Source organism: Agrobacterium sp. 16-172Ci (assembly GCF_053522725.1).
Window position 1 is genome coordinate 12624 of sequence record NZ_JBNWBW010000015.1, and the last position, 19498, is coordinate 32121.

16 protein-coding genes, 1 pseudogene and 1 riboswitch are annotated in these 19498 nt (G+C 60.3%); of the genes and pseudogenes, 14 read left to right on the plus strand and 3 right to left on the minus strand.

The features are described from left to right. Nucleotides 1-2 precede the first annotated feature (2 nt). Nucleotides 3-237: riboswitch (cobalamin riboswitch) on the plus strand. 158 nt (nucleotides 238-395) lie between these two features. From ACQZ40_RS14575 to ACQZ40_RS14590, 4 genes are read left to right on the plus strand one after another with little or no spacing between them, the layout of a single operon-like run. Beyond that, a complete protein-coding gene (locus tag ACQZ40_RS14575; RefSeq protein ID WP_448748221.1) occupies nucleotides 396-1427 on the plus strand; it encodes an ABC transporter substrate-binding protein in 1032 nt (343 codons plus the stop codon). Then, complete coding sequence (locus ACQZ40_RS14580) at nucleotides 1424-2452, plus strand: FecCD family ABC transporter permease (RefSeq protein ID WP_003524646.1); 1029 nt, start codon at nucleotides 1424-1426, stop codon at nucleotides 2450-2452. Before ACQZ40_RS14575 ends, ACQZ40_RS14580 begins: the two co-directional genes overlap by 4 nt. Beyond that, entirely contained in the window at nucleotides 2449-3249 is an 801-nt protein-coding gene (locus tag ACQZ40_RS14585; RefSeq protein WP_065657204.1) for an ABC transporter ATP-binding protein, read from the plus strand. The genes ACQZ40_RS14580 and ACQZ40_RS14585 overlap by 4 nt, the downstream gene beginning before the upstream one ends. Then, nucleotides 3246-3689 carry a pseudoazurin gene (locus tag ACQZ40_RS14590; RefSeq protein ID WP_220318918.1) on the plus strand — a complete coding sequence of 148 codons (444 nt, stop codon included), beginning with the start codon at nucleotides 3246-3248 and terminating at the stop codon, nucleotides 3687-3689. The genes ACQZ40_RS14585 and ACQZ40_RS14590 overlap by 4 nt, the downstream gene beginning before the upstream one ends. A 198-nt stretch (nucleotides 3690-3887) precedes the next feature. On the opposite strand, the gene ACQZ40_RS14595 is transcribed toward ACQZ40_RS14590, so the two are convergent. After that, nucleotides 3888-4712 carry a class I SAM-dependent methyltransferase gene (locus ACQZ40_RS14595; protein WP_080857328.1) on the minus strand — a complete coding sequence of 275 codons (825 nt, stop codon included), beginning with the start codon at nucleotides 4710-4712 and terminating at the stop codon, nucleotides 3888-3890. Nucleotides 4713-4825: 113 nt separating this feature from the next. On the opposite strand from ACQZ40_RS14595, the pseudogene ACQZ40_RS14600 reads away from it, so the two are divergent. The 10 genes and pseudogenes from ACQZ40_RS14600 to ACQZ40_RS14645 all read left to right on the plus strand — a co-directional run bounded on the left by ACQZ40_RS14600 (nucleotide 4826) and on the right by ACQZ40_RS14645 (nucleotide 17741). Continuing rightward, a pseudogene (locus ACQZ40_RS14600) lies at nucleotides 4826-5958 on the plus strand (ABC transporter substrate-binding protein). A 96-nt stretch (nucleotides 5959-6054) separates the two neighbouring features. Beyond that, nucleotides 6055-7194 carry an ABC transporter substrate-binding protein gene (locus tag ACQZ40_RS14605; RefSeq protein ID WP_448748222.1) on the plus strand — a complete coding sequence of 380 codons (1140 nt, stop codon included), beginning with the start codon at nucleotides 6055-6057 and terminating at the stop codon, nucleotides 7192-7194. Then, nucleotides 7191-8258, plus strand: a complete 1068-nt coding sequence (locus tag ACQZ40_RS14610; RefSeq protein ID WP_104679689.1) for a FecCD family ABC transporter permease — start codon at nucleotides 7191-7193, stop codon at nucleotides 8256-8258. The genes ACQZ40_RS14605 and ACQZ40_RS14610 overlap by 4 nt, the downstream gene beginning before the upstream one ends. Further along, nucleotides 8252-9004 (plus strand): ABC transporter ATP-binding protein, encoded by a 753-nt coding sequence (locus ACQZ40_RS14615; protein WP_003524635.1) that lies wholly within the window; start codon nucleotides 8252-8254, stop codon nucleotides 9002-9004. The genes ACQZ40_RS14610 and ACQZ40_RS14615 overlap by 7 nt, the downstream gene beginning before the upstream one ends. Nucleotides 9005-9193: 189 nt before the next feature. Continuing rightward, nucleotides 9194-9694 (plus strand): RNA polymerase sigma factor, encoded by a 501-nt coding sequence (locus ACQZ40_RS14620; RefSeq protein ID WP_003524633.1) that lies wholly within the window; start codon nucleotides 9194-9196, stop codon nucleotides 9692-9694. Nucleotides 9695-9805: 111 nt separating this feature from the next. Beyond that, nucleotides 9806-10801, plus strand: coding sequence for a FecR family protein (locus ACQZ40_RS14625; protein ID WP_065657210.1), 996 nt, complete (start codon nucleotides 9806-9808; stop codon nucleotides 10799-10801). Between the two features lie 149 nt (nucleotides 10802-10950). Next, nucleotides 10951-13719: a TonB-dependent hemoglobin/transferrin/lactoferrin family receptor gene (locus ACQZ40_RS14630; RefSeq protein ID WP_448748223.1), complete on the plus strand. Its 2769-nt coding sequence runs from the start codon at nucleotides 10951-10953 to the stop codon at nucleotides 13717-13719. 104 nt (nucleotides 13720-13823) lie between these two features. Next, the gene (locus ACQZ40_RS14635) at nucleotides 13824-14579 is read left to right on the plus strand and encodes a hypothetical protein (RefSeq protein ID WP_078052495.1); all 756 of its coding nucleotides are present in this window, start codon (nucleotides 13824-13826) and stop codon (nucleotides 14577-14579) included. 14 nt (nucleotides 14580-14593) lie between these two features. After that, nucleotides 14594-16441: a type I secretion system permease/ATPase gene (locus ACQZ40_RS14640; protein WP_448748224.1), complete on the plus strand. Its 1848-nt coding sequence runs from the start codon at nucleotides 14594-14596 to the stop codon at nucleotides 16439-16441. Then, a complete protein-coding gene (locus ACQZ40_RS14645; protein WP_220318497.1) occupies nucleotides 16428-17741 on the plus strand; it encodes an HlyD family type I secretion periplasmic adaptor subunit in 1314 nt (437 codons plus the stop codon). The genes ACQZ40_RS14640 and ACQZ40_RS14645 overlap by 14 nt, the downstream gene beginning before the upstream one ends. A gap of 24 nt (nucleotides 17742-17765) precedes the next feature. On the opposite strand, the gene ACQZ40_RS14650 is transcribed toward ACQZ40_RS14645, so the two are convergent. Both ACQZ40_RS14650 and ACQZ40_RS14655 read right to left on the minus strand, forming a co-directional pair. Next, a complete protein-coding gene (locus ACQZ40_RS14650) occupies nucleotides 17766-18686 on the minus strand; it encodes an SMP-30/gluconolactonase/LRE family protein (protein WP_271045704.1) in 921 nt (306 codons plus the stop codon). Nucleotides 18687-18719: 33 nt separating this feature from the next. Further along, complete coding sequence (locus ACQZ40_RS14655) at nucleotides 18720-19433, minus strand: GntR family transcriptional regulator (RefSeq protein ID WP_035240481.1); 714 nt, start codon at nucleotides 19431-19433, stop codon at nucleotides 18720-18722. Between the last annotated feature and the right edge of the window lie 65 nt (nucleotides 19434-19498).

Sequence of the window (19498 nt, forward strand, 5' to 3'; positions counted from 1 at the left end):
CCCTTATGTGAGAAAGCGACGGTTCCTGCAGCCGAAAGGCGAAGGGATTAATAGGGAACATGGTGCGGGCGATCTTTTTCGCCCAATGCCGTGGCTGCCCCCGCAACTGTAAGCGGATTGTCGTTCATCCCCGTGACGCTTCAAGGCGTTATGCCACTGTATTCTCCAGAATGCGGGAAGGCAGATGAGTGACGCAAATCCGTGAGCCAGGAGACCTGCCGTCGAAATATAAACCATCGTTACGGGCGGGGAAGCCCGGAGGAGGAGATTGTAATGTTATTTCATAACATTTCGTTTGCGTCCTATTGCCGTTCTCCGTACAAGACGTCCCGCTGTTGCTGCGCGTTCTGACGCCTGCTGCTCTGGAATAAGATTTACTTTCGACTGGAGAACACATGTTTCATTCTAGACGCCTGCCGGTCCATGCCGGTTTTCTGGCCGCGGCGCTTGCGGCTTTGCCTGTCGCCGGCGCCAATGCTGCCGAAACCACTTATCCCCTGACGATCAACAGCTGCGGTCAGGAGATCACCTTCAAGCAGGCGCCCGCCCGCACCGTGTCCGTCGGCCAGAGCACGACCGAGGTTCTTTACCTCCTCGGCCTCGCCGACAAGGTGGTCGGCACGGCGCTGTGGATCGGTCCGGTTCTGAAGGGCTACGAAGAGGCCAATGCCAGGGTCGAGCGTCTGGCTGACAATGATCCGAGCTTCGAGGCGGTCATCGGCAAGAATCCGGACCTCGTGACGACGCAGTTCCAGTGGCAGATCGGTCCGGAAGGCGTTGTCGGAACACCGGCGCAATTCGCCGAGCTTGGCGTTCCCGTTTATACCTCGCCCGCCGATTGCATGGGCAAGGACAACTCCGGCGGCGGCGACGGCGTGCGCAACACCGTCTTCACCATGGATCTGATCTACCAGGAAATCCGCGATCTCGCCAAAATCTTCAACGTGCAGGATCGCGGTGAAGAGGTCGTTGCCGACCTGAAGAAGCGTGAAGAAGCCGCCCGCGCCAAGATCGCCTCGGCAAATGGCAAGCTTTCGGCCGTCTTCTGGTTCTCCAGCGCCGAGCTGGATATCGATCCCTATGTGGCTGGACGCAATGGCGCTCCCGGCTACATCATGTCCGCGCTGGGCTTAAAGAACGTCATCGAAAGCGATGAAGAATGGCCGACCGTCGGCTGGGAAACCATCGCCAAGGCAAATCCGTCCATCATCGTTGCCGGCAAGATGGATCGCCGCCGTTTCCCGGCTGACGATGTCGCCGTCAAGCTGAAGTTCCTCGCCACCGATCCCGTGGCCAGCATCATGCCCGCCGTCAAGGAAGGTCATGTGTTCGAGATGGATGCGCAGGCGATGAACCCGACCATTCGCACCATTGAAGGCATCGAAACGCTGGCCGAGGCGATTTCGGCTGCCGGCCTCGCGAAGTGAACGGTCTTTCCATCCATCTCGGCAGAGTAGGGCTGGCTTTTGCTGCGCTCGCACTGCTGCTCGTCGCGCTGATGGCCGGGGCGGCCATCGGCGAGACCGCCATTCCTTTCGACGTCGTGGCGAAAACAATCGCCAACCGCGTCTTCCATGCGGCCTATCCGCTGGAGCCGCTGGATGAGGGCATCGTCTGGAGTTATCGTCTCAGCCGCGCGGTCGTCGCCGCCTGTTGCGGCGCTTCTTTGGCGCTGGCCGGGGCGGTGCTGCAATCGCTTCTGCGCAATCCGCTTGCCGATCCTTATATTCTCGGCATTTCCGCTGGCGCCTCCACCGGTGCCGTCGCTGTCGCGCTGCTTGGCTTCGGAGCGGGGTTCCTGACGATGCCGGCCGGGGCGCTTATTGGTGCCTTCGTTGCGTTTTCGCTGGTCAGTCTTCTGGCGGTGCGGGCGGGACACGGCAACAGCGCCATCATTCTTGCCGGGGTGGCCGGGTCGCAGCTGTTTAATGCCATGACCTCTTTCATCGTCACCAAATCCGCCAATGCAGAACAGGCGCGCGGCATCATGTTCTGGCTGCTGGGCAACCTCTCCGGGGTGCGCTGGCCGGATGTCTGGCTGGCGCTGCCGGTCAGTCTTGCGGGACTTGCGGTGTGTCTCTGGTATGCTCGGGCGCTCGATGCCTTCGCCTTCGGCGGTCAGGCTGCTGCCTCGCTCGGCATTCCGGTGCGCTGGGTCTATGCGGTGCTGATCTCCGTTTCGGCGATCATGACGGCTGCGATGGTGTCGCTGGTGGGCTCCATCGGCTTCGTGGGCCTCGTCATTCCGCATGCCGCGCGCATCTTCGTCGGCGTTCGCCATGGCATATTGCTGCCGGTAACGGCGCTGACCGGCGCGGTTTTCATGATCGTCGCGGATATTCTCTCTCGCATTGTCATTCCGGGGCAGGTGCTGCCCATCGGCGTCATCACCGCGCTCGTCGGCGCGCCCGCCTTTGCCTTCATCCTTGGGCAGAAGAGGGGGCGTTCATGAAATTATCCGCCCACGACCTGCATTTCCATGCCGGCAATATCGATATTGTGCGTGGGGTCTCGCTCGATGTCGGTTCGGGTGAGTTTCTCGGCATCATCGGACCGAACGGTTCCGGCAAAAGCACACTGCTTTCCATGCTGGCAGGCATTCGCAAGCCGCGCCGGGGGCACGTTACGCTCGGGGATGAGCCGCTTGCCTCATTGGGACGGCGAGACCTTGCCCGCCGGCTTGCCTTCGTGGAGCAGCAGGCCGAAACTACCGAACGGATCACCGCACGGCAGGCGGTGGAGCTTGGGCGCACGCCCTATCTCGGGCCGCTTTCCGCTTGGTCGCAGCAGGATGACGCCATTGTTGATGCAGCACTTGCCAATGTCGATATGGCCGATAAGGCGGAGCGCAACTGGCACCATCTTTCCGGCGGCGAACGCCAGCGCCTGCATATCGCCCGCGCATTGACGCAGGAGCCGCATATCCTGCTTCTGGACGAACCGACCAACCACCTCGACATAGGCCACCAGATCGGCCTGCTCGATCTGGTGCGCCGGCAGGGCCTGACCGTTGTGGCGGCGCTGCACGATCTCAATCACGCCGCCATGTTCTGTGACCGGGTCGCCATCATGCATCGGGGCGAGATGATTGCGGTCGGTCCGCCGCGCGAGGTTCTGACACCAGCGAGAATAGCCGCCGTCTTCGGGGTGGAATGCGTTGTCACCACGGATGAGGGCGGCTTTTCCCATATTCGTTTTCTGCCGGCCCACGGGCGGGCCGAGCATGCAAGGAAAGTACTGGCACGATGATGAAGTTGCTGAATTTTGCCGGGATTGCCGTGGCGATTAGCATGGGTTTTCCCTTTCATGCTTCCGCCGAGACCTTCGAGGTGAAAATGCTGAACCGGGGAGAAAAAGGCCCGATGGTGTTCGAACCCGACTTTCTGGAAATCGCCCCCGGCGACCGTGTGCGCTTCGTGCCCACCCACAAGAGCCACAATGCCGCGACCATTGACGGCATGATCCCTGAAGGTGTCGAAGGCTTCAAAAGCCGGATCAACGATGAATTCGAGACCGGTTTCGAAAAACCGGGCTTTTACGGCATCAAATGCTCGCCGCATTACGGCATGGGCATGGTCATGCTGATCAAGGTCGGCGAGGCGACCCTGCCGCAAAGCTACCGGACGGTGGATGTGCCCGGCCGGGCGAAGCCGCGCTTGGAGGAATTATTCGAGCGGGCGGGAAAATGAGGTGTCGGCGGAAGTCTTGAGAGGCGGTTCAGATCGTCCGGAAGGGTGCTTGCAAAGTCCGCAGACCTTCCCTCCGTCATGCTCGGGCCTGTCCCGAGCATCTGCAACCGATTGATTTTACGACACGTTGGCAGATCCTCGGGACAAGCCCGAGGATGACGTAGTATATGCGGATAGTGAAGGCGGCTATGGTTTCCCTCACGCCTTTCCGGAAACATCCGGCTTCACTGCGCACACAGCATAACGATGCTGCAGCCCGCGCAGAATGCCTTTCAAAAGGCTGAAATTTTTCGCCTGGGCGCGGTGAATGGCCTGAAGCTCCTGATCGATTGCCACAGGTTCGAAGCCGGTCGCACGCAACAGCGCCGCGACATCGCCAGCCCTTGCGCCCTTCGAAAAATAGACGCGGGAAAGAATGCTGTTGAAGGTGTTTTCCGGATCCGCCGGCTTGTGCGGCTGGTCCGGTTTGACGAGGCCGATGCTTTCGAGACCGGCCGCCAGTTTCTTCACCAGTTTTTCGCGCCAGCCGGTGTTCACGAAATCGCCGTCGACGATCAGAAGCCGTCCGCCCGGTTTCAGAACGCGGAACCATTCGGCGAAGCTTGCCTGCGGGTCCACCAGCGTCCAGACCAGATGACGGGTGATGATGACATCGGCGCTTTCATCCGGCTCCATCGTGTTTTCGGCATCGCCGACGAAAAAGCGGATGCTGCGGCCACGGCTTTTCGCTTTTTCACGGGCAAGCGCCAGCATGGTTTCCGACCAGTCCATGCCGGTGACCTGAAAACCGAGATCGTCCATCAGGTGCGAGATGACGCCGGTGCCGCTGGCAAGATCGAGCGCCCTGCGGCCTTCTCCGCGGCCGAGATGTTTCAGGATAAGCGCGTGCCAGGCCTCGCGCTCGTCTTCGGAAAAAATTTCATGTCCGGGGGAAAGGTCGAAAGTCGCGGCGCGGCCGGACCAGTAGGATTTGATTTCGTCTCTTAGACTGTCGTTTTTGCCATATTGGATTGTGTCGATCATCGGTCTTCAACTCATGTACCGGTCAGTTAAGAATGGCTCTAAAACATAAATGTTGACTAGTACAGTCAGAAAATAATACAGCCGCGCCAGTCAACACTGGAGAGCAATATCCGATGCGCATCTCAGCCAAATCTGCGGCACTTGCCCTTGGCCTTCTCGTATCCGCCGCATGGCCGGCATTCGCCGAAAAGGTCACCGTCAAGGATGTGACGGGCCGCGATGTCGAAGTGAATGTGCCGGTATCGCACGTCATCCTCGGTGAAGGCCGCCAGATTTATTTCCTGGCTGCACTCGACAAGGAAAACCCTTTCCAGCACGTGGTTGGCTGGCGCGACGATCTGGCGAAAGCCGACCCGGAAACCTATGCTGCCTATCTCGCCAAGTATCCGGAGATCGCCAAGCTGCCGACTTTCGGCGGCATGAAGGACGGCACTTTCGACATAGAACAGGCTGTTGCCCTGAAGCCTGACGTGATCCTGATGAATATCGACGCCAAGACGGCGACCGAAGAAGCGGGCTATATCGAAAAGCTCGCCAAGGTCGGCATTCCGCTGGTCTACGTCGATTTCCGTGAAAAGCCGATGGAAAATACCGAGCCGAGCATGCGCCTCATGGGCCAGCTTACGGGCAAGGAGAAGATCGCCGAGGACTTCATCAAGTTCCGCGCCGACTCCATCGCCAAGGTCACCGATACGCTCGAAAAGGCCAATCCGAAGAAGCCTGTGGTGTTCATGGAGCGCGCCGGCGGTTATTCCGATGATTGCTGCATGTCCTTCGGCAACGAGAACTTCGGCAAAATGGTGGAGCTTGCCGGCGGCATCAACATGGCCAAGGACATCATTCCCGGCACTTTCGGCACCGTCAATCCGGAACAGATCATTGCCTCCAACCCGGAGCAGATCATCATCACCGGCGGCACTGGAACGGTTATGTTCCGGGCGGCAACTGGGTCGGCGTCGGTTATGGTGCGGATTTGAAGGAAGCCCATCGCAAGCTTGAAAACCTGACCAAGCGCCCGGCTTTCACCGGCGTGCAGGCGGTGAAGGACGGTAATGTCCACGCCATCTGGCATCAGTTCTACAACAATCCCTATCAGTTCGTGGCCGTTCAGGAAATCGCCAAGTGGCTGCATCCGGACCTCTTCAAGGACCTCGACCCGGAGGCGACCTTCAAGGAACTGCATGCCCGCTTCCTGCCGCTCGACTACAAGCCCGGCTACTTCGTTTCGCTGAAGGACGCCAAGTAATAAAGGGACGGTGAAGGGGAGCGCCGTCCGACCGATGGATAAAGCCGCAGCCATGCGGCTTTATCGCTTTGTTTTGGAACTCAATGAGGACTGCTCATGCGGCTCAACGCTCTCAGGCATCTTGCGGTGCTGGCTTTCTCCCTTCTCGCCGTGCCGGTTCTGGCGGCTGAGATTACCGATGTCACCGGTCGCAAAGTCGAGCTGGATTTGCCGGCCAGACGCGTCATCGTCGGTGAGGCGCGCCAGGTACATGTCATTGCCGCGCTCAAGGGCGAAAAGACCTTCGACACCATCGTCGGCTGGCGTGACGATCTTCTCAAGAAGGACCCCGACAGCTACACCGCCTATGTCGAGCGTTTTCCGCAGATCGAGAAACTGCCGCGCTTCGGTTACGTGCCGCAGGGCGATTTCAGCCTGGAAACGGCCATCACCCTTTCACCCGATGTGATCACCCTCAATCTGGAAGCGGAGAAATCCGCCAAGGAGAGCGGTTTCGAAGAAAAGGCCGCCGCCGCCGGCATCAAGATCATTTATCTCGATTTCCGCATCGATCCTGAAAAGAACAGCGAAGCCTCGGTCGAAATTCTCGGCAAACTCTTCGGCGCCGAAGAGCGGGCGCAGGAATTCATCGCCTATCGCCGTGCCGAAATCGCCCGCGTGACCGACCGGCTCGCCAGCGTCAAGGACTTGAAGCGCCCGAACGTCTTCATCGAACGCGCGCCCGGCATTTCCGGCGAAAACAATTGCTGCCGCACTTTCGGACCCGTCAATTTCGGCGCGATGGTCGATCTTGCCGGCGGCCACAACATCGCCGACGGCATCATCAAGACGACCTTCGGCGATCTCAATCCCGAACAGCTCGTCGTTGCCGATCCGGACCACGTCATCGTCACCGGCTCCAACTGGGCTGCCGAGTCCGACATCAACCAGTTCGTTCCTGTCGGACGCGGGGCGGATATGGCTCTCTCCCGTGAGCGACTGGCCAATCTGATGAAGCGCACGCCGTTTCCGGAACTTAAGGCCGTGAAGCAAGGCAATGTCCATGCCGTCTGGCACCAGTTCTACGGCGCGCCCTACGAATTCTTCCCGATCCAGCAATTCGCCAAGTGGTTCCATCCCGATCTCTTCGCCGATCTCGATCCGGAAAAGAATTTCGAGGAGTTTCACCGCAAATTTCTCCCCGTCACCTACAAGCCGGGCTATTTCGCCTCGCTCGAAAAAGGTTTGAACCAATGAGTTCGCTGAATGAAGGCGCGGTTGGCATCAGTGGGCGCGATCAATATCGCGCCCTTGCCGCGCGCAGGATAATCATCCTCTTCGGGCTTTTTATCGCCCTGTGTTTCAGCATGGCCGCCGACATGGCGCTCGGTCCGGCGCGCTATTCGCTCTCCGAGGTTCTGGCGACGATTGCCGATCCGGCCGCCGTCGGAAACCAGCTCCGGGTGGTGATCTGGGATATTCGCATGCCGATCGCGCTGATGGCGGTGACCGTCGGAGCGTCGCTTTCGGTTGCGGGTGCGCAGATGCAGACCATCCTGTCGAACCCGCTCGCAAGCCCTTTCACGCTCGGCATTTCGGCGGCGGCAAGCTTCGGTGCTGCGCTGGCGCTGGTTGGCGGCGTGGCGATCTTTCCGGGCGCCGTGCATTACATGGTGCCGATCAACGCCTTCATCATGGCCATGGTCGCGGCTCTCTTCATCCATTTCGCCTCGACGCTTCGCGGGGTGACGGTCGAAACCATCGTGCTGCTTGGCATCGCGCTGGTGTTCACCTTCAATGCGGCGCTGTCGCTGCTCGAATATCTGGCCTCCGAACAGGCGCTTGCCGCCGTGGTTTTCTGGACCATGGGCAGCCTGACGAAGGCGACCTGGGACAAGGTCTATATCACCGCCGCCATCCTCCTCGTCACCGTGCCGTTGTTCATGCGCAATGCCTGGGCGCTGACGGCACTCAGGCTCGGCGATGACAAGGCGGCCAGCATGGGCATCAATGTCCGGCGGCTGCGGTTGACGACCATGCTGACGGTCAGCCTGCTGGCGGCCATTCCGGTTTCCTTTGTCGGCACAATCGGTTTCGTCGGGCTGGTCGGTCCGCACATCGCCCGCATGGTGGTGGGTGAGGACCAGCGTTTCTTCCTGCCCGGCTCGGTGATCTGCGGCGCGCTGCTTCTGTCGGCAACCTCGGTCATCAGCAAGATTCTCATTCCAGGCGCTATTCTGCCTATCGGCGTCATCACGGCGCTCGTCGGTGTTCCGTTCTTCTTCGCGCTTATTTTCGGCAACAGGAGGCGCGCATGGTAGCGCTCGCACTGAAAGATGTCGGCGCCGCCTATGGGCGCATCACGGTTCTCTCCAAGGTCGGCATCGATACGCTGGAAAGCGGCAGTGTGACGGCCGTGATCGGCCCGAATGCCGCCGGCAAGTCCACGCTTTTCAAACGTATCGCCAGCCTGATTTCCGGTCCCGGACTGGTCGAGCTCTCCGATACGGCTCGCGGCAACCGCGCCATCTGCTACATGCCGCAGGATACCGGCGCCAATGCCGTTCTGACCGTCTATGAATCCGTGCTTCTTTCCGCCAAGCAGGGCGGCGGCTGGCGGGTCCATGACGATGAGCTGTTCGAGATCGACGCCATTCTCAAGGCGCTGAAAATCCATGACCTTGCTTTCCGCGGGCTTGGCGAATTGTCGGGCGGTCAGCGGCAGCTTGTTTCGCTGGCGCAGGCACTCGCGCGAAAGCCGGAAGTGCTGCTGATGGACGAGCCGACGTCTGCGCTCGATCTTCACCGGCAGATCGAGGTTCTGGGCTTCGTTACCGATCTGGCGCAGAAGACCGGCATGATCGTGCTGATCGCTCTCCATGACCTCAACCACGCGCTTCGTTATTGCGCAAATACGATGGTTATCGCGCGCGGTGAAATGGTGGTGAGCGGCAGCACGGAGGCGGTTATAACCCCGGAGATGCTGCGCGATATCTATCGCATCGATGCCCGTATCGAGCCCTGCTCGCAGGGCAGACCCATGGTCATTGTCGACGGGGCCATCTGACAGGTCAAGACCCGGCCGCCTTCGCTGTCGGGTCCGCTCGATGCGGTCTGCACAAATTCTTGATGATAATAGTCATGAAATATCTGTTCGATCCACGGTTTGGATGCTAGAGCTTTGAGCGGCAGAGCTGTGCGGCCATTCGGGGGGCGGCAGGTCTCGTCGATCCTTGAAATTTCTCTCGGTTGAGACATGGGCATACGGGAAGATGACAAGCGTTATAACGCTTACGTCGCGCATAGGGTCGACCTGATCAAATACGCCACCCTCATTCTGGGGTCGCGGGCGGATGCGGAGGACGTGGTTCAGGAAGCATTCCTGAAATTCGTTCCGGAGGCCTCCGGCAATCCTTCCAATCTCAAATCCTATCTCTTCCGCATCGTTCGCAATCTTGCGCTCGACAATCGCCGGCGCAGCCGCCAGGACCTTCGGGAACGGCCGGACGATACGCCGTTCTGGGGTGTGCCGCAGGACAATGGTACGCCGGAAGAGCATGCCCTTTTCTGCGACGAAGTTCGCCAGATGCGGACTATTTTGGCCGGCCTGCCGGTTCAGGCGCGGGTGGCATTGGAAATGCACAGATTCGGTGGTTACAATATGGAAGAGATTGCGCGTCACCTTGGCGTGTCCGTGGCCAGCGCACATCGTCTGATCAAGGGCAGCATTGCCGCGATTACCAAAGAAATGAAGTAAAATAGTCCCGATTGTCCCGCCTTGTGAAAAAAATCTCTTCCTCAAACGTCTTTATAGCAATGCAGAAGACGACGCTTCTCCTCCGCCCCGCAAAGGAACTGGCCCGGTTCAATGACCATTGATCCAGAGAAAAAAATTGAATTGCCGGCCGGTAAGGCGGAGGAGGCGGCCGACTGGCTGCTGCGCTTGCAGTCTGGCTCGGCGGAGCCGCGGCTGAAGGCGGAATTCGAGCAATGGCTGGCGGCAGCGCCGGCAAACCGTCTCGCCTGGGAACGAACATGCAAGACGTGGCGCAATCTCGGCCTGGTGGAGCCAGAATTCAAGAACCTCTGGGAAGATGCACCGCATCTGCCCGGCAAGGCCGCGACAAAGCCGCAGCGGCGCCGCTGGTCCGTGCGGCATTATGCCGGCGCGGCTGTGGCGGCGGCGTCCCTCTGTCTTGCGGTACTGTTCGTTCCGGCATTTTTCGTTCGTCTGGAGGCGGACTATCAGACCACCACTGCCGAAAGCCGCACGATCATCCTCGAAGACGGTAGCAAAGTGCAGCTTGCCGCCGCGAGCGCGCTATCAACGGATTTCACGAATGGCCGCCGCAATGTGACGGTGCTGAAGGGGGAAGCCTTTTTCGACGTCGTGCCGGACAAAACGCGTCCCTTCGTCGTGGAGGCAAAAAACGTGACCGTTCAGGTGCTGGGCACGGCGTTCGACGTCGACCTGACGGATGGCGTAACCCAGGTGGCGCTGGCGCACGGTTCCGTGGAGGCGTCTTTCCGCAATGCGCCGCCAACGCGGCTGGTGCCGGGCGAGATGCTGATTGTCGACGCTTCCGGCGCAATCCGCAAAGAGACTGTTTCCGTCGAGGATATTGGCGGCTGGCGCAACGGCGAACTCTATGTGGTCGATGCGACGATAGGCTCGGTCGTGGAGCAGATCCAGCGCTACCATCCGGCATGGCTGACCATGGCCGACAAGCGGCTTGCCGAGCAGAGGGTGACGGGCTTTTACGATCTGCGCGACCCAGATCGCGCGCTGGAGGCCCTGGTCGAACCCTACAAGGGCAAGGTGCATGCGATTGGCGGCAGCGCGCGCATCATCACCCGCTTCTGAAACAGTCCGCAACAAAAAATCATATTTATTTTCAGAAGCTTATAAAATTTCTTCTAAAAGCCTGAAAAAAATCGACGAGGCAATCGTCTTTTTGTTGAGTAATCCGGTCAAGATATATCCGGAGCGAAAGACAGGAAGACAGAAGCAATATGCGCCTCCAGACATGCAAGACCGGTTCAGGGGAAAAAGCAGCAAAGCAGGCTCGCAGGGCCATGCTGCTGGCGACAACGGCGGTCGTCGTTTCATTCGCGACGCCCCTTCTGGCCCAGACCGGAGCAGATACCGCCAATTCCCAGCGTCCAGGCGGCGAGCAGGGGGCGACGCGGCCGTTCAATATTCCCGCCCAGTCGCTGTCATCGGTCGTGGGTGCTTTCGGGCGGCAATCCGGCCTTCAGGTCACGCTTGCCACGCCCGCGGCGGGCAATGTGCGCACCAATGCCGTCACCGGCAGTTTCACGGTGCGGGAGGCGCTGTCGCGGTTGCTGGCGGGAACGGGCGTCAATTTCCGTATCGCCGGCAATGGCAGAACCGTCGTCATCGGCACGGGGCAATCGACCGTCGATTTTTCCGCGGCGGAGGGTACGACGGTTCTGGAAACCATTACCCTGACCGGCAAGACCGGGCGCAACTCCATTGCCGGTTCCGGTTATCAGGGGACGCCCGACTGGGTTTATGAAACGCCCGCCAGTGTCAGCGTGGTCGGCCGTGAGGCGATCCAGTCGGCAGGCGTGCGCAACACGCGCGATGTTTTCAATCGGGTTTCCGGTGTTTATGCCGGCGAGGGCAATGGCAGCTTCCCGACCGTTTCGCCCAATGTGCGCGGTTTGCAGGAAAGCGGCCGCGTGGTCGTCTCCATCGACGGGGCGCGGCAGAATGCGCAGCGTGGTGCGGCATTTGGCGGCGCCACCAGCTACACCGCAAGCGCCGGGCAGGGTTATGTGGATGTCGCTTTCATCCGTGCCGTCGAGATCGAGAAAATAACCAATGCGCGCTCAGGCAATGCCGGCTCTCTGGGCGGCAAGGTCGAGTTCCGAACCGTCAGCGCCGACGATCTCATCGCCGAGGGTGAAAACAAGGGCGGGGAAGCGAATGTTTCCCGCGGCACCAATGGTTATGATTTTCAGGGCTCGGTTCTCGGCGCCGTTCGCTCGCCGGATGGTCCTCTCTCCTTCGTCGCCGGCTACAGCCGCACGATCATGGATGAATACAAGGTCGGCACAAAAGGCGAGGCCCACAGCACCGCGCTCACAATGAAGGATTTGCTCGGCCGCGACGGTTGGTCGACCTTTTTTGAGGGCGAAGGCGATTTCGGCGACGTCAAGGCCTCGCTTTCCTGGATGCATCAGGAGAATGACTTCGTTCAGGGCGCATCTGAGGTGATCGACCGGGAAAGCGTGCGAAACGACAGCGTCGTCGCGAAGCTGGACTGGGATCCGGAGAGCGAACTCATCGACTTCAAGTCGTCGCTGTGGCTGAACGATAATATGACGCATGAACTGCGGGCGGCGCGCAAATATGCGGTGGAAACGAACCTCGATATGGGTCTGCGCAGCTTCGGCGGCAGCATGGAAAATACCAGCCGCTTTGACACGGTGGCGGGTGCGCTCAGTCTGAACTATGGGGCCGAAGCTTTCCGGGACATTGCCACATCCGTCGCGACGAGCGCCAAAATCGCGGAAAATCCCTCTTTCGCCAGCAGCTACACGTCATTCAGCCCTGCCGGGCGGCGCGATGTCGCCAGCCTGTTCCTGAATGGTGAGCTTGAGCCGGCCGATTGGATCACGCTTAGTGGCGGCGTGCGTTACGACTGGTCGCGTCTCAAGGGATCGGCGACCTATTATAGCGTTCGCGATTACATGGTGACCACGACCGTACCCTGCGATGCGATCCGCAATCACTATACGGCTCTCGATTATTTCAATCGGGTCTTTGCCCCCGCTAACCCCAGCTGGGCGGCGCGTTATGCCCTCTATCTTGCGCGCGTCTGGCCCACAACCTCGGCCAACTGCATGCCGGGCACCGGTACAACCACCAATACGCCGGTCACCGAGTACCCTGAGCACAATGTCGATATCGATCGCACCTATAGCGCCTGGCTGCCCTCCGCCACCATCGAGCTGAAACCCGTCGACTGGTTCCGCCCCTATGTGAGCTATTCCCAGAGCTTGCGTCCGCCGACAATTCTCGAAGCATTTTTCGCTGGAGCGCGTCCGGGCGACAGCGCTGGATACGAATACGCTCCGAACCAGGCCCTGCGTGCCGAAAAGGCGACGACCTACGAAGTCGGCGCGAATATGAGCTTCGACGGCGTGCTGCTGGACGACGACTCCATTCGCATCAAAATGGCTGCCTTTCGCCGCGAGGTGAAGGACTATATCGCGCTCGGTTATCTCGTTACGGATCAGGTTCTCGACCGCACCTATACCAGCTTCGTCAATCTGGACGGCACGACCTATATGCGCGGGCTTGAATTCGAGGGCAATTACGATGCCCGCAGTTTCTGGATCGGCGGCTCGGCAACCTTTCTGAAAACAGAATGGCCTGAAAAGACACAGGTTTTTTCCAACGGCACGACCACCACAACGGGCGAAATCGTTGCCTGGCCGGGCGACGTCGCGCCCAAGGTGAAGCTGACGCTCGATGGCGGCATGCGTTTCTTCGATGAAAAATTCTCGCTGGGCGCAAGGCTCAACCACGTTACGCCGACACAGTCGCGCACGCTAGATACGGAAGGCAATCTGCGTGAGGTGACCGATCCCTACACGACGGTGGATCTCTACGGTTCCTATGCCTTCAACGACAAGGCCACGCTTCGCTTTGCCGTCAACAACCTGACGGACCGCAAATACATCCCGGCAGCAAGCGCTTACACAGCGCCGGGCCGCACCTTTATCGCGACGATGAACGTGAAGTTCTGAACCGTGGAAGAAATTCTCCGGGCTGGGTTGCAGCCCGTCCCGGAGATGAAACGCCTTCGCCACAGGACGAAGGTATCGATATTGGCCAGCAAAGGAGTACACCTATGGCTACCACAATTCAACTGACGCAGTCTTCCTCCGATCTGATCGGCTACCTCAACGGTTGGACGAGCGGTTTCGGTTCGACCTATGGTGCGTTCTACGACGCTCAGACCAGCTCTCTCGCCACCACCACCATCGATCCGAACACGACCTATGAGGCGTGGGGCGATGGCAGCACCGGCGGCAAGGGCATCGTCATGAGCGGCGCTCTGCAGTACTCCCAGGGCAACCTGACGGGTTCGGTCGACAGCATCGTTCTGGGCACTGGCTACAGCCAGTCCACCAGCGGCATCGCCGTCAGCCAGCAGGAACTGCTGATCGATCCCGACAGCGCCTACTCGCTTGCCGGTGCCCGCGATCTTCTCGATCTTGCCGTTTATCAGCTCGCCCGCTTCGGTTCGCTTGCCGGTTTTTATGATTACTTCGCGGCCACTGGCACGGTCATCGAGGATACGGCTGCCTCCAACACCCTGACCGGCTTTGCCGGCGCAGACACCTTCGTATTCTCCGGCGGCAACGACGTTGTGGCGACTGGCCCGACCGGCACCTACGGCTACCAGGATGGCACGGATACGCTTGACGTTTCCGCCTGGGGGGCAACTTCGGTGGACGATTTGTTGTGGTATAACGATAATGGAAATGCCGTTATCCTTTCTGCCACAGACACGTCCGTCTCCGTCACACTGAATGGCGTCGATGCAAATGTGCTCGACGCATCGGACTTCATTTTCGCCAGCGCATCGGCGCTTGCCGCGTAAAGGAAAATCAGGCTGTGGGCTTTCAAAACCACCAGCAGACGCCGCCGCAGTCCCTCACTGCGGCGGTTGTTTCGCCCCTTAAAAGCACATTTCTCGGCGTTGCGCTCGTCAGCGGCGTGGTCAATATACTCGCGCTCACGTCGCCGCTCTTCATGCTGCAGGTTTATGACCGGGTCCTGGCAAGCGGCAGCCTGCCGACGCTGGTCGGGCTCGCCATTCTCGCGCTTGGCCTTTACGGCTTCCAGTGCCTGCTCGATATCATCCGCGCCCGCGTTCTGATCCGCATCGGTGAAGATTTCGACATGCGTTATTCCGGCAGGGTGCATGATGCGGTGGTGCGTCTGCCGCTCGTCAACCGCATGCCGGGCGACGGTCTGCAGCCGCTGCGCGATCTCGATAATGTGCGCGGTTTTCTCTCAGGCACGGGGCCGACCGCCTTTTTCGATCTGCCGTGGATGCCGCTTTATCTCGGCATATGTTTTCTGTTTCATTTCTGGATCGGCGTGACGGCGCTTGCCGGCGCTATATTGCTTGTCTCCCTTACGATCCTCACCAACATCTTCTCGCAGAAGCCGATCCGCGACACCATGGTCGAGAATATGGCCCGCAACCGGCAGTTGGAGGCCTCGCGCCGCAATGCCGAAGTCGTGCAGGCCATGGGGCTTGGCGGCCGGCTCGGAAAACGCTGGCAAAATTCCAACGAGGCCTATCTCGCCGCCAATCGCAAGGCGGGCGATGTGGCAGGCGGTCTCGGCAATATCGCGAAGTCTTTACGGGTCGTGCTGCAATCGGCCATTCTGGCGGTCGGCGCGTGGCTCGTCATCAATCAGGAGGCCTCCGGCGGCGTGATGATCGCCAGTTCGATCATGATGGGCCGGGCGCTCGCGCCCGTCGATCTTGCCATTTCCAACTGGAAGTCCTTCGTGGCCGCCCGGCAGAGCTGGGCGCGGCTGAGGGAGCTTTTCGCACAGATGTCCGCCAATGCCGCCGCCATGGCCCTGCCGAAGCCCGAAAAGGAACTGCGGGTCGAAAACGTCACCATCGTTCCGCCGGGAGAAAGAAAACCGACCGTCACCGGCCTTGGCTTCATCGTGACCGCTGGAAACGCGCTCGGTGTCATCGGCCCCTCCGGCTCGGGTAAATCCACTTTGTCGCGCATTCTCACCGGCGCGTGGATGCCGGCGGCCGGCAAGGTACGGCTGGACGGTGCAAGTTTCGAGCAGTGGGACCGTGAGGCGCTGGGCCGCCATATCGGCTATCTGCCGCAGGGCGTGGAGCTGTTCGATGGCACGATCGGTGAAAATATCTCCCGTTTCGAGGATAATCCCGATCCTGACGCCATCATCGCGGCGGCCAGGGCTGCGGGCGCGCATGAACTGATCCTGCGTTTCGAAAAGGGTTATGACAGCGATATCGGCGAGGCGGGTTCGGCGCTTTCCGCCGGGCAGCGCCAGCGCATCGGCCTTGCCCGCGCGCTATATGGCGATCCCTTCATCGTGGTGCTGGACGAACCCAACGCCAATCTCGATGCGGAAGGCGAAGCCGCCGTGGTCAAGGCGATTTCCTCGGTCAAGGCGCGGGGCGGCATTGCCGTCGTCGTCGCCCACCGGCCGAGCGCCATCGGTGCTGTCGATTTTATTCTGATGATGGAAGAGGGGCGGATGAAGGCCTTTGGCCCCCGCGACGAGGTTCTGTCGAAGGTACTGCGTGTTCCGCAGGCGCAGGCGGCCAAGGGATTTACCGCATCCGCCCAGACGATCTCACCGCTGCGCGTCGTCGCCAATACACAGCCGCAGGCGTTGGTGCTGGAAGACGTCCGTGAAGAGAACAGCCAGGAGGGAGATGCGGATGTCAAATATTGACCAGCGCAGCCATGTATCCCGCTCCATCCGCAAACATCTTGTTGCCGGCCTTGCCGCAGGTGTAGCGCTGCTGGCCGGCGTCGGAGGATGGGCTGCGACGACCAATCTCGCCGGCGCGGTTGTCGCCTCCGGCCATCTGGTTGTGGATTCCTACAGCAAGAAGGTGCAGCACCCGAGCGGCGGTGTCGTCGGCGAAATTCTGGTGAATGAGGGCGACAGGGTGAAGGCCGGCGATGTCGTCATGCGCCTTGATGCGACCCAGACCCGCGCCAATCTCGCCATCGTGACCAAGCGTCTGGATGAGCTGAATGCGCGCATGGCAAGGCTGGAGGCAGAGCGCGACGATCTGCCGGAACTCGTTTTTCCGCAGGCGCTGATGGCGCGAAAAGACGATGCCGATGTCGCTTCCGCCATGCGCAGCGAGACCAAGCTGTTCGAATTCCGCAAATCCTATCGCGAGGGGCGCAAAGCACAGCTTTCCGAACGCATCACCCAGTTCGAACATGAGATCGAAGGGCTGAAGGCGCAGGAAGTCGCCTATGACAACGGCCTTGCCGTGCTGGAGGCTGAAATCACCTCGCAGAAATCCCTGCGCGAACAGGGTATCGTCTCGGTGCAGAGGCTGAACAGCCTGCAGACGCAGGCCGCGACATTCGGCGGCGAGCGCGGCGAAAAAATCGCCTATCAGGCGCAGACGGCAGGGCGTATCACCGAAACCAGACTGCAAATCCTGCAGATCGATCAGGAATTGCGCACCGAGGTCGGGCGGGAGCTGCGGGAAATACAGGCGCAGATGGGCGAATTCGTCGAGCGCAAGGTTGCCGCCGAAGACGAGCTGAAGCGCATCGATATCGTCGCGCCGCAATCCGGCATGGTGCATGAAATGGCCGTGCACACGGTGGGCGGCGTGGTGACGCCGGCGGATCCGATCATGCTCATCGTGCCTGACGGAGACGAACTGGCGCTGGAGGTGCAGATCGTGCCCAAGGATATCGATCAGCTTCAGGTGGGGCAAAAGGCCATGCTGCGCATGACCGCCTTCAACCAGCGCGTCACGCCGGAACTGGAAGGCCATGTCAGCCGCATCGCGGCGGATATCACCACCGACCAGCGCAGCGGTGTCTCCTATTATCTGGCGCGGATTTCCGTGCCGGTTTCCGAGCGGCAGAAGCTGAACAATGCGCCGCTGGTGCCGGGCATGCCGGCCGAGGCGTTCATCCAGACCAGTGAAAGGACGGCGCTGTCCTATATCGCCAAGCCGCTGACCGACCAGATCAGCCGCGCCTTTCGTGAGGAGTAGGAATCCGGGTCCGGTTTCCGGGCTTTATCCGCCTTCGCCAAAACGGAAGGCGGCAAAGCCTTTCGTCTTTGTCGGGATCGCCCAGACGCCGCCCGAAAATGGTGCTTTCGCCAGCCGGTCTTCGGACATGTTGTGGCGGTGTGACGTCAGGAAAAGGATGCTGAAATCAGGGCCTCCGAAGCACGGCATGGTGGGGTGCGGGACGGGCGCTGCGAGCACCTCCGCATGCTTGCCATCGGATGTGAAAACGTTCAACAAGCCAGCGGAAACGCCTGCGCTGTAATAGGTGCCGCTGCTGTCGAGGCAGCCGCCATCGGGTCTTCCCGTCTCTTCCGTCATCCGGGCCACCAGCACGCCCTCATCGAATGTGCCGTTTCTGCTGTCGAATTTTCGCCGGCGTATCCATTTCTGGACGGAATCGCTCTGCCACATGATGGAGCCGTCCGGGGAAAAGGCGAGGCCGTTCGGGCATGTCAGGCCGGTCTGCATGCGCTCGGCGTTTTTTTCGGTGATCCGCCAAAGTTCACCATGGGGCTCCATGTCCGCGAGTGGCACATTGTGCATGGTTCCCACCCAGAAGGCGCCGTCGGGGCCGATCCGTCCGTCATTCAGCCGGCAGGGAATGCCGTCCGGTGACGGCAGGGAGTGGAGAAGGCGTGTTTCGCCGCTCTCCGGATCGAGGATGACGATATCCATGCCGCAGGCGACGATGAGGTCGCCGTTCCGACAGAGACCGAGACTCGAGACCGTATGGGGAAACGCCCATTCGCGATAAAGGCCGGGCTCAAGCGCTGCGCACCGCACCGCCTTGCCGAGTATATCGCACCAGAAAAGCACCTGTCGCCGCTCATCCCAAACGGGGGATTCCGCAAGCGTGCTCATCGTGTCGCACAGAAGTTTCGCCTGCGACATGGCGAGCGCTTTTTCAGGATTTGCCGTATTCATGATGCTCGAACCGTTAAAGATGATGGCGCAGAATTATTCGAAATAGTCTTGGTGGTTCTCGAAAACCTGCGAAAGAATGCCGAGAACGCGTCTCAGGTGCTTGCGCAAACCATCGGTCGCACGGGCTTCGTCCCCGGCCTTGATCGCATCGTAAACCGCCTCGTGTTCGGAGAGCAGCCGCGCCATATGCGCTTCGTCGGTGATGGCGAGCGCGCGCAGGCGGTCCAGCCCCGCCTTCTCGCGGATCAACAGCGTCTCCAGCCTCTCAAGCCCCGTCGCGGCGGCAAGCGCGCTGTGGAACTGGTCGTCATGCACGCGAAAAGCCTTTCTGTCTCCGCGATGCATGGCTGCGCGCTGGCCGGTGAGGGCGTGTTCGATCTCCTGCTCGGCCTCCGCCGTTATGCCGATCTGGCAGAGCCTGCAAACCGCTGCGACCTCCAGCGCCTCGCGGATGAATTGCGCGCTGCGAATGTGCTTTTCCGATAATCTGGAGACATAGGTGCCACGGCTTGGCAGGGTGACGATCAGGCCGTCATCCCGCAGGCGGCTCAGCGCTTCGCGCACCGGCGTGCGGCTGGAATTGAACAACTGGCCGATCTCGTTCTCCGAAACCGCCTGGCCGGGAAAAAGCTCCCGGGAAAGGATCGCCGATTTCAACGCGGAATAGATCTGGTCCACGACCGGACGATTAAGATCCAATCGCTCCATTGTCGGCACGGTCCCACCTGTTACGGGAATTTTTGGCATATACCCTCCAGCACTTTCATAACCGGTATACCGGAACACAAGTCTGTTGACAACCGGCATACCGG